The organism is Actinomadura geliboluensis (assembly GCF_043197915.1).
GTDB classification, from domain to species: Bacteria; Actinomycetota; Actinomycetes; order Streptosporangiales; family Streptosporangiaceae; genus Spirillospora; species Spirillospora geliboluensis.
The window spans coordinates 110,886-120,980 of sequence record NZ_JBICUA010000018.1; the positions used below are offsets into that span (position 1 = coordinate 110,886).

Below are 10,095 nucleotides of genomic sequence, written 5' to 3' on the forward strand. Positions count from 1 at the left end.
ACCTCCCAAAGTAAAAAAGGACGCGCGGCGATAAGGCGGCCACTCAGGCGAGTAAGCACTACCATGTGGGGGACTACGGCTTGCGGGGCGACACCCTGGGGAACGCAAAGAGGAGGGTCGGAGGCGTAAGCTGCCACGCCACGAACATGGGATCTGACCACCTGTGCAGGACGTTGCCGTGAGCACGTCAGTCATCGAGCCCGGCACGCGTCTCGCCGGCCGCTACCGCCTCGAAGAGCGCATCAGCGATTCCGGTGGATCGTCGCTCTGGAAGGCCATCGACGAGATCCTCGCGCGGGCGGTCGCCGTCCGCACCTTCGATCCCGAGTTCCCCCGGATCGCCGAGGCCGTCACGTCCGCGCGGTCGGCCAGCCGGCTGACCGACCCCCGCTGCACCCAGGTGTTCGATGCCGACGACTCGGGCGAGAGCGCCTACGTCGTCAGCGAATGGGTGGCCGGCGAGACCCTGGAGGGCATGCTCGGCAAGGCCCCGCTGGAGCCCGGCCGCGCCGCGACCCTGCTGTACGAGGCGGCCGAGGCGGTCGCCGCCGCGCACGCCGCGGGGCTGTCGCATCTGTGCCTCACCCCCCGCGACCTCGTGTGGACGACCGGCGGCACCGTCAAGATCCTCGGCATCGCGACCGACGCCGTGCTGCACGACCGCACCGCCGCCGACCCCGCCGCCGAGGACGTCCGCGGCCTCGGCCGGATGCTGTACGCGGCGCTCACCGCGCACTGGCCCGGCGACCCCGACCTCTCCGACCTGCCCGCCGCGCCCGCGACCGACGGGGTCCCGCACGCGCCCCGGCAGGTGCAGGCCGGCATCTCGCACGCCGTCGACGCCATCGTCTGCCGCTGCCTCGGCATCGGCCCCGGGATGCAGGCCGACCCGATCGCCTCGCCCGGCGACCTCGCGAAGGCGCTGCGCGGCGTCCCGCGCACCCCGCTGCCGCTGTTCGCCGGGCTCGGCAACGCCGCGCCGCCGTCCCCGCGCCCCGCCCCGGCCCGCCGCCCCGCGAACCCGCCGCCCGCCGCGACGCAGCCCCACCGGCCCCCCGAGCCGGCCTCGCACGTCCCGCCGCCGCGCACCCAGCACGCACCGCCGCCTCCGCCGCCCGCGTCCACGTCCACCCGCACGGCGCCGGCGCACGGGCACGGCGCGTCCAAGCGCCCCGCGAACCGCGCGCTGCTCGGCGTCGCCGCGGCCGCGCTGACCGTCATCGTCGGCATCGGCGCCTGGGCGCTGACCGGCACCGGCGGCGGCGAGCCCGAGGGCGGCGGCCCCACCGACAACGGCAAGACGAGCGCCCCGCCCGCGCCGACCACGGTGAAACTGCAGGCCGTGGGCGCCGAGGCCCTCCAGGACTCCAAGCCCGGCCACCCCGACACCTCCATCGGCAAGGGCGTCGAATCGGTCATCGACGGCAAGCCGAGCGGCTCGTGGGAGACGCAGAGCTACAACGACGCCAAGTTCGGCAACTACTCCAAGGGCATGGGCGTCCTGCTCGACATGGGCAAGCCGGTCAAGGTCGCCAAGGTCAAGATCTACTCGTCCGAGAGCGGCGGGATGCTGCAGGTCAGGGTCGGGGACTCCAAGTCCCCCGGCGACCTCAAGCGCATCGGCCAGCAGCCCGCCACCGGCGGCGAGCTGACCATCACCGCGTCCCCCGAGGCCACCGGGCAGTACGTGCTCGTCTGGTTCACCACCCTGCCCACGTCCCTCAAGGGCAGGCTCGGGGAGGTCACCGTCTACGGCGCCGCCGGCTGACCCGTCGTCCGCACTGTGCACAAGGGCTGTGACGTGGAGTTGCTCTTGTCTGTATCGTGCCTGTGAGCAGAATGTCCCCTCGCCCCCAGGAATCTGTGGTGCCAACCCCAGCAGCCGGTCGCGGACTTCCGGCACCGAGCGGGCGTCCCGAACGAGAAAGCGGTCGCTCATGACCTCGGTGAGCATGCATCGGGTCGGCGAGGTGCCCGACAAGGAGCTCCTCGCCCGCCACGCCCAGGGGGACCCGCACGCGTTCGCCGAACTCGTCCACCGGCACCGCGACCGCATGTGGGCCGTCGCCGTCCGCACCCTCGGCGACCCGGAGGAGGCGGCCGACGCGCTGCAGGACGCCTGCCTGTCGGCGTTCCGCGCGGCCGGGCGGTTCCGCGGGGACGCCGCCGTCACGACCTGGCTGCACCGCATCGTGGTGAACGCCTGCCTGGACCGCATCAGGCGCAAATCCGTCCGGCCGGCGACGCCGATGGGCGACGACGCGACGTTCGACGCCGTCGCGCCGAAGATGCCCGACCCGACCGACGCGCACGGGGTGTCCCTCGACGTCCGCACCGCCCTGGAGCAGCTGCCGTACGAGCAGCGCGCCGCCCTCGTCCTCGTCGACATGATGGGCTACTCCGTCGACGACGCGGCCCAGGTCATGGAGGTTCCACCCGGAACGATCAAGAGCCGGTGCGCGCGCGGGCGCGCCCGTCTCGCGCCCCTTCTCACCCACCACCGGAACCGACGGGACGGCAAAAACGTCGGAGGTGTGGAAGGAGGTGGCATGCCCAAGTGAACCCCGCACACTATGACTACGAGGTCCTCGCCGACCTGGCCGAGGGATTGCTCGAAGACGACGAAGCCGCCTCCGTCAACGCGCACCTCGACACCTGCGCCGAATGCCGTGAGCTGTCCGCCGACCTTGCGGACGTCTCCCGGATCCTGGCGGAGGCACCCGTACCGTCCATGCCCGCCGAACTGGCCGAGCGCATCGACACCGCCATCGCCGCGGAGTCCATGCACAGCGCCACCGTGGTGAGCATGGAGCAGCGGCGCGGAAGGCGGCATTGGCGGATACTGTCCGCGGCCGCGGCGGCGGTGATCGTCGTCGGCGGCGGCGCGATGGTCGGCACGATGGCATTGGACGACGTGAGCGGCGACCACGGTCAGGCGTCGACGCCCGCGCAGGATAATCCCGACCAATCAGGTGCGGCACACGGGGTCGCCCCGAACGCCGCCCCGGCCGGGGCCTTCACGGTCGCCCGCAGCGGCACCGACTACCGCGCCGGCACCCTCGGCGCCCAGGTCGACCGGCTGCTCGCCGACGGCCAGCGGCTCAAGAGCGCGTCGGACGCACCGTCCGCACAGCTCAAGGGATGCGTCACCGGCGTCACCCGCGGTCTGACGCCCGTCCTCGTCGACAACGCCCAGTACGAGGGCGCCCCGGCGATCGTCATCGCCGTCCACGGCGTCGGCACCGGCAAATGGAACATCTGGGTGGTCGGCCCGACCTGCTCCGCCCAGAACCAGCACGTCCTGAAGAAGCTGGAGAACGCCTGACGCGCGCCACACCCGCCGTTCTCGGACCCACCCCCGAGAACGGCCGGTCCCCCCACGTCCCTACAACCTCTGACCACGCCACCCGCGCCGGGTGCCGGGCGCATCGCGGTGCTCGTGTCGTGGGGCGGGGCGAGGTCAGAGGGAGTCGAGGAAGGCCAGGGCGATCGTCCAGGCGCGTTCCGCCGAGTCGGCGTCGTAGTCGGGGAGGTCGGGGTCGGTGAACAGGTGGCCGGCGCCCCGGTAGCGGAAGACCTCGACGTCCGCGCCCGCCTTGCGCATCCGCAGGTACCAGGCGTTCAGCCAGTCGACGGGCTCCCAGGTGTCCGGGTCGGCGACGTGCAGCTGCGCCGGGACCTCGGTGGACGCGTCCTCCGCGATGTCGGACGTGCCGTGCATCAGCAGCAGCCCGCCGGCCCTCTCGTCGGCGAACGCGAGGTTCTGGGCGATGGACCCGCCCAGCGAGAAGCCCGCGTAGACCAGGCCGCCATCGCCGATCAGCGGCGCCGCCGCGTGCACGGCGCGGCGCAGCAGCTCGTCCCGGCCGATCTCCTCCTTGATCGCGAACCCCTCCTCGGCCGTGTCGACGACCCGGCCGTCGTACAGGTCGGGAACGTGGACCTCGTGCCCGGCCGCGCGGAGCCGGTCCGCCGCCTGGTGCACCGCCGGGCGCAGCCCGTACATCGAGTGGAGGAGCAGGATGCGTGCCATGCACCACACCCTAGAGGGCACACCACCTGGTAGGACGGCCGGTCATGGTGTCCCGGGAATCCCCGGGGCCTAGGATCGGTTGACGCGACTGGCAGGCCGGTACGTGCGGCACCGACGGCCAACGAGGAGAGGCGCAGAACAGTGAGCGACGTCCGTAACGTCATCATCATCGGGTCCGGGCCCGCGGGCTACACGGCCGCCGTATACGCGGCTCGCGGCGACCTGAAGCCGCTGGTGTTCGAGGGGTCGGTGACGGCCGGCGGCGCGCTGATGAACACCACCGACGTGGAGAACTTCCCCGGCTTCCCCGACGGGATCATGGGGCCCGACCTCATGGACAACCTGCGCAAGCAGGCCGAGCGGTTCGGCGCCGAGCTGATCACCGACGATGTCACCGAGGTCGACCTGACCGCCGACCCCAAGGTCGTCAAGGTCGGCGACGAGACCTACCTGGCCAGGACCGTCATCGTGGCGACCGGGTCGGGGTACCGGGAGCTCGGCCTGCCCGACGAGAAGCGGCTGTCGGGGCGCGGCGTGTCGTGGTGTGCGACCTGTGACGGTTTCTTCTTCCGCGAGCAGGACATCGCGGTCGTCGGCGGCGGCGACACCGCGATGGAGGAGGCGATCTTCCTGACGAAGTTCGCCCGGACGGTCACCGTCATCCACCGCCGGGACGAGCTGCGCGCCTCCAAGATCATGCAGGACCGGGCGTTCGCCAACGACAAGATCCGCTTCCTGTGGGACAGCGAGGTCGTCTCGATCCAGGGCGACGACCGGGTCACCGGCGTCACGGTGCGCAACACCAAGAACGGGACCGAGTCGCCGCTGGAGATCACCGGGCTGTTCATCGCGATCGGGCACGACCCGCGCAGCGAGCTGTTCGACGGCCAGCTGGAGACCGACACCGACGGGTACCTGCTGGTCGACTCGCCGACCACGCGGACGAAGATCCCGGGCGTGTTCGCCTGCGGCGACGTCGTCGACCACATCTACCGGCAGGCGATCACGGCGGCCGGCAGCGGCTGCTCGGCGGCGATCGACGCCGAGCGCTGGCTCCAGGACCAGGACGCCGCCGAGACCGTCGCGCAAGCCTGACGCGTCCCGCGAACCGACCGGCCCGGCCGCCAAGGCCGAGGCCGGTCGGAATCTCGAACCGGTCGCGTCCAGCCGCCGGCGACCGGTCCGATCGACCGGCCGCGGCCTCTTGTACACACTGACCCGCTCCCCGGGCGGGTCTTGATTCCGCAGGCACGGGCGGCATCGGGTCGGGGACCCGTCCGTCGCGCGAAACAGAAGGAGAACCATGAAAGCCGTGACCGACGCCGACTTCGGGACCGAGGTCCTGAAGAACGACAAGCCCGTGCTCGTCGACTTCTGGGCCGAGTGGTGCGGCCCGTGCCGGATGGTGTCGCCGATCCTGGAGGAGATCTCCAAGGAGCACGGCGACAAGATCGAGATCGTGAAGATGAACATCGACGAGAACCCGACGGTGCCGCAGCAGTACGGCATCATGCAGATCCCGACGATGAACGTCTACAAGGACGGCGAGGTCGTCAAGCAGATCATGGGCGCCAAGCCGAAGGCCGCCCTGCTCCGCGACCTCGCCGAGTTCATCTGAGCTTTCCGAGCCGCCTCTCCGTCTCCCGCGGCGAGCGCGAAAGCGTGTGGCCCGCACTCCGCGATGGAGTGCGGGCCACACGTGCAAACCGGCTCAGATCGCCTCAGACGGGTCGTAGCGCCCCCTCCGGTGTCATGGAGCCCAGCAGCCGTTCCAGGGCCACCTCGACGTCCTCACGCCACGACAGGGCCGACTTCAGCTCCAGCCGCAGCCGCGGATACCGGTGGTGCGGCCGGACGGTCTTGAACCCGACCGACAGCAGGTAGTCGGCGGGCACCATGCACCCGCCCTCCTCGCCCTTCAGGTCGCCGAACGCCTCGATCGCCTTCACCGCGCGGCGGGTCAGGTCCTTCGCGACGCCCTGGACGAGCATCCGGCCGAGGCCGCCGCCCGCGAACTCCGGCAGGATGTGCGCGGTCATCAGCAGCACGGCGTCCGCGCTGACCGGGCTCGTCGGGAACGCCACCGAGCGCGGCACGTACAGCGGCGGCGCGTACATCACGAACCCCGCCGGGACGTTGTCCACGTACGCGATCTTGCCGCAGCTGCCCCACTCCAGCAGCGTCGAGGAGATCCACGCCTCCTTCTCCAGGCCCGAGTCGCCGCTCTCCAGCGCACGGTCCCGGCTGACCGGATCAAGCTCCCAGAACACGCAACCGCGACAGCGATGCGGCAGATCGTCGAGATTGTCCAGCGTGATGTTGACGAGACGACGCGACACCGGGTCGGCACCCCCTGCCTCGAACCTCGCCCGCCGGGCCTGGAACCCGTGACGGCGGAACTACCCGGCAACCAACCGGGACCCGCGGGCATCGTATCGGACAGGAGTTTCCCCAACCCGGCGGCACGCCACACCCGAAGCGGTCCGGCGCGGCCGCGATGGCGTAGTTTGCAGGGAAGTCATCACACCCGGAGGTGCCTCGTGGAACAGCATTCGCGTACGGACGTCTACGCCGATCGCTACGCCGCCCGCGCCGCCGGCATGGTGCCGTCCGAGATCCGGGCCCTGTTCGCGATGGTCGCACGGCCGGAGATCGTCTCCCTCGCGGGCGGGGCGCCCTACGTGTCCGCGCTCCCCCTCGACGCCGTCGGGGAGATGATCGGCGAGCTCGTCGCCGGCAAGGGCGCCGAGGTGCTGCAGTACGGGTCCGCGCAGGGCGACGAGAAGCTCCGCGAGCACATCTGCGAGGTCATGTCCCTGGAGGGCGTCCACGCGTCCCCGGACGACGTGGTCGTCACCGTCGGCGCGCAGCAGGCGCTCGACCTCATCACCAAGATCTTCGTGGACCCGGGCGACGTCGTCCTCGCCGAGGCCCCGTCCTATGTCGGCGCGCTCGGCACGTTCGCGTCCTACCAGGCCGACGTCGTGCACGTCCCGCTGGACGAGGCCGGGCTCATCCCGTCCGCGCTCCGCGAGACGCTCGCCTCCCTCCGCGCCCAGGGGCGCAGCGTCAAGTTCCTCTACACCGTCCCGACGTTCCAGAACCCGGCCGGCGTCACCCTCACCACCGCCCGCCGCGCGCAGATCCTGGAGATCTGCGCCGAGTACGACATCCTGGTCGTCGAGGACAACCCGTACGGGCTCCTCGGCTTCGACGGCGAGCCCATGCGCGCGCTGCGCGCGGACGACTCCGAGCGCGTCATCTACCTCGGCTCGTTCTCCAAGACGATCGCGTCCGGCCTCCGCGTCGGCTGGGTGCTCGCGCCGCACGCGGTGCGGGCCAAGCTCGTCCTGGCCGCCGAGTCCGCGATCCTGTGCCCGTCGAACTTCTCCCAGCTCGCCGTCCGCGAGTACCTCGCCACACAGCCGTGGCGGGAGCAGATCAAGGACTTCCGCGAGCTGTACCGGGCGCGCCGTGACGCGATGCTGGAATCCCTTGACCACTGGATGCCCGAGGGTTGCACCTGGACGCGCCCCGCCGGCGGCTTCTTCGTCTGGCTCACCCTCCCCGAGGGGCTCGACTCCAAGGCGATGGCTCCGCGCGCGATCGCCGAGCGGGTCGCCTACGTCCCCGGAACCGGCTTCTACGCGGACGGCGACGGGCACCGGCACCTGCGGCTGTCGTACTGCTTCCCGGAGCCGCACCGGATCCGGGAGGGCGTCCGGCGGCTCGCGACGGTGGTCGAGAACGAGATCAGCCTCCGCGACACGTTCGGCGGCGCCGTCGGCAGCGCGTCCACCGGCGTCCAGACGCCGGGGCCGGACGTCGTCTGACGGTTTCACGTGAAACGCGCGCCGGGGCGCCCGGCGCGCACCACACCATCCAAGAGGGGCACCAGCGGTGGAACTCGGGCATGTCGTCGTCCTCGCCGGAGGTCTGTCGTACGAGCGGGAGGTGTCGCTCCGGTCCGGCCGCCGCGTCACCGACGCGCTGCGCGCCCGCGACATCCCGGTCGAACTACGCGACGCCGACGCGACACTCCTGAACGCGCTGGCCGACGACCCGCCGGACATCGTCTTCCCCGTCCTGCACGGCGCCTCGGGGGAGGACGGCTCGATCCGCGACGTCCTCGAACTGGTCGGCGTGCCCTACCTCGGCGCCCGTCCGGACGCCTGCCGTGTCGCCTGGGACAAGCCGACCGCCAAGTCCGTGGTCCGCCGCGCCGGCCTCCGGACGCCCGACTCCGTCGCCCTCCCGAAGGAGGTCTTCCACGACCTCGGCGCGGCGTCCGTCCTCGCTCGCATCGTGGATGCGCTCGGCCTGCCCCTGTTCGTCAAGCCGACCCGCGGCGGCTCCGCGCTGGGCGCCTCTGTCGTCCACGAACCGTCCGAGTTGTCCGCCGCCATGGTCAGCTGCTTCGCCTACGGCGACGCGGCACTCGTCGAGCGCTACGTCTCCGGCACCGAGGTGGCCGTCAGCGTCATCGAGCAGGACGGCGTCCCCACCGCGCTCCCCGCCGTCGAGATCGTCACCCCGGGCCGCCTCTACGACTACACGGCCCGCTACGACGCCGGCGACACGGAGTTCATCACCCCCGCGCGCCTGTCCCCGGACGCCGCCGCCCGCGCCACGGCCGCCGCCGTCACCGCCCACCGCACCCTCGGCCTCCGCGACATCTCCCGCACCGACCTCATCGTCTCCCCGGACGGCGAGGTCCACTTCCTGGAGGTCAACGTCGCCCCCGGCATGACGGAGACGAGCCTCCTCCCCCGCGCCGTCAGCGTCGCCGGCCTGGACCTCGGCGAGGTCTGCGAGTCTCTCCTCCAGTCCCGCCTGGCCTGACCACCCCGAGAAGCCGCTCCACCGCGCTACCCCGTTTCACGTGAAACAGGGCCGACCACCCCAGCCCTCGACACAAAGCCACGCACCCAAATAGGCGACGGCAACCTCCGGAGCAGAGACCTCCCGGAGGAGCGCAAAGGCCCAATGAGCATGCGGCGCTCAACGCAAGAAGCACAGGGCTCTCAACTACGCGCGGCCAGAATCCCCAGCCCCTCTCCCGACAGATGCGGGAGTGCCGCAGTCTCGCGTCCAGCGAGCAGAAGAACGACGGCCTTGAGCGGACCGGACACCGTCGGACCATCTCCCCGCACCCACCGCACGTCCGTGGCCTGCACGCGCAGTCCGCGAAGACGCTTCTTGGCACCGAATCCGAAGGGCGCAGGGATCTGCCAGATGCGATCGGCCGCCACCAACGCCGGCTCCACCGGCATCGCGAACTCGCGCCCGAGAGGAGCGAAGATGTCCTGCGCGTGGACGAGGATGTCCAGCAAGGGTTCCTTGGTCGTAGTCCCGGGAGCCCGCCGCCGCAGAAGGGCACCCTTCCGCACGATCGCGATCAGCTCCTCGGTAGGCAGCGCCGCACGCTCGATCGCCGTCTCCCGGATCATCCCGTGAAAGTCCCCGCGCGCCCGCACGAGCTCCCGCAGCGCCGTGCCCAACGTGATCTCCGCCCCCAGCCCCACATGGGCGACGACGTCCCGCACCCGCCACCCCTCGCACAGCGACGGCTGCTCCCACTCGTCCGGCCGAAGCTCCGTCAGGCCGTCCGCAACCGCCGAACGCTGCTCCCCGATGTGCCGCCACATCTCTTCGCGATCCAACCGAGCCTCCCAGGGCCGAACTCCGCGAGACATGCTCTCCGCCGGAACATACGGCCCACCACCCCAGAGGTCCAGCGCCCAACCACACCAAGAATCCCCAAAGCCCACCCCCAACAACACCCCGCCCCAGCCCCCAGAGACTTCACACCCGAGGGAACGACTCACTCCCACCGAGGCACCCCACCAGTCACCCAGCGCCCCACACGAAGGACTGCCCACGAGGTAGCACCGAAGCATCGACGACAGCAGCCCGACAAGCTCGCCCTGACGCATGACGGCCCGCGCCACAACTCCACGAGCAACTCCAGCGCACTCGAGGCCGTCGAGCGACAGAAGGCGCGTCCAGGACCACGGCGGTCTGACGGGGGGGGGGGGGGGGGGGGGGGGGGGGGGGGCGGG

The 10,095-nt window shown here is 71.4% G+C and carries 10 protein-coding genes; 7 read left to right on the plus strand and 3 right to left on the minus strand.

All coding sequences use genetic code 11. The annotated features are described in order from the left end of the window. The first annotated feature begins 178 nt into the window (after positions 1-178). From ACGFI1_RS40855 to ACGFI1_RS40865, 3 genes are all read left to right on the plus strand, one after another. Positions 179-1,768, plus strand: a complete 1,590-nt coding sequence (locus ACGFI1_RS40855) for a protein kinase family protein (protein WP_301176748.1) — start codon at positions 179-181, stop codon at positions 1,766-1,768. Positions 1,769-1,937: 169 nt separating this feature from the next. Beyond that, entirely contained in the window at positions 1,938-2,561 is a 624-nt protein-coding gene (sigM, locus tag ACGFI1_RS40860; protein WP_171069408.1) for an RNA polymerase sigma factor SigM, read from the plus strand. Next, the gene (locus ACGFI1_RS40865; RefSeq protein WP_301176749.1) at positions 2,558-3,325 is read left to right on the plus strand and encodes an anti-sigma factor family protein; all 768 of its coding nucleotides are present in this window, start codon (positions 2,558-2,560) and stop codon (positions 3,323-3,325) included. The genes sigM and ACGFI1_RS40865 overlap by 4 nt, the downstream gene beginning before the upstream one ends. Before the next feature lie 135 nt (positions 3,326-3,460). Here the strand turns inward: ACGFI1_RS40865 and ACGFI1_RS40870 are convergent, their stop codons facing one another. Further along, the gene (locus tag ACGFI1_RS40870; RefSeq protein ID WP_364550453.1) at positions 3,461-4,033 is read right to left on the minus strand and encodes a dienelactone hydrolase family protein; all 573 of its coding nucleotides are present in this window, start codon (positions 4,031-4,033) and stop codon (positions 3,461-3,463) included. A gap of 141 nt (positions 4,034-4,174) precedes the next feature. On the opposite strand from ACGFI1_RS40870, the gene trxB reads away from it, so the two are divergent. Beyond that, positions 4,175-5,128 carry a thioredoxin-disulfide reductase gene (gene trxB, locus ACGFI1_RS40875; protein ID WP_138641207.1) on the plus strand — a complete coding sequence of 318 codons (954 nt, stop codon included), beginning with the start codon at positions 4,175-4,177 and terminating at the stop codon, positions 5,126-5,128. Between the two features lie 208 nt (positions 5,129-5,336). Beyond that, positions 5,337-5,651 (plus strand): thioredoxin, encoded by a 315-nt coding sequence (trxA, locus tag ACGFI1_RS40880; RefSeq protein ID WP_138641208.1) that lies wholly within the window; start codon positions 5,337-5,339, stop codon positions 5,649-5,651. 103 nt (positions 5,652-5,754) lie between these two features. On the opposite strand, the gene ACGFI1_RS40885 is transcribed toward trxA, so the two are convergent. Then, entirely contained in the window at positions 5,755-6,372 is a 618-nt protein-coding gene (locus ACGFI1_RS40885; protein WP_131943541.1) for a GNAT family N-acetyltransferase, read from the minus strand. Between the two features lie 261 nt (positions 6,373-6,633). On the opposite strand from ACGFI1_RS40885, the gene ACGFI1_RS40890 reads away from it, so the two are divergent. Together ACGFI1_RS40890 and ACGFI1_RS40895 are read left to right on the plus strand one after the other, a co-directional pair. Further along, entirely contained in the window at positions 6,634-7,866 is a 1,233-nt protein-coding gene (locus ACGFI1_RS40890; RefSeq protein WP_392735841.1) for an aminotransferase-like domain-containing protein, read from the plus strand. Positions 7,867-7,933: 67 nt separating this feature from the next. Continuing rightward, complete coding sequence (locus ACGFI1_RS40895) at positions 7,934-8,875, plus strand: D-alanine--D-alanine ligase family protein (protein ID WP_392793033.1); 942 nt, start codon at positions 7,934-7,936, stop codon at positions 8,873-8,875. 182 nt (positions 8,876-9,057) lie between these two features. Here the strand turns inward: ACGFI1_RS40895 and ACGFI1_RS40900 are convergent, their stop codons facing one another. Next, a complete protein-coding gene (locus ACGFI1_RS40900; protein ID WP_392793034.1) occupies positions 9,058-9,696 on the minus strand; it encodes a maleylpyruvate isomerase family mycothiol-dependent enzyme in 639 nt (212 codons plus the stop codon). Positions 9,697-10,095: the final 399 nt, after the last annotated feature.

Bases quoted from the DNA above. Each gene is read 5' to 3' on its own strand.
- sigM (WP_171069408.1), top strand. From the start codon at position 1,938: ATGACCTCGGTGAGCATGCATCGGGTCGGCGAGGTGCCCGACAAGGAG.
- ACGFI1_RS40870 (WP_364550453.1), bottom strand. From the start codon at position 4,033: ATGGCACGCATCCTGCTCCTCCACTCGATGTACGGGCTGCGCCCGGCG.
- trxA (WP_138641208.1), top strand. From the start codon at position 5,337: ATGAAAGCCGTGACCGACGCCGACTTCGGGACCGAGGTCCTGAAGAAC.
- ACGFI1_RS40890 (WP_392735841.1), top strand. From the start codon at position 6,634: ATGGTGCCGTCCGAGATCCGGGCCCTGTTCGCGATGGTCGCACGGCCG.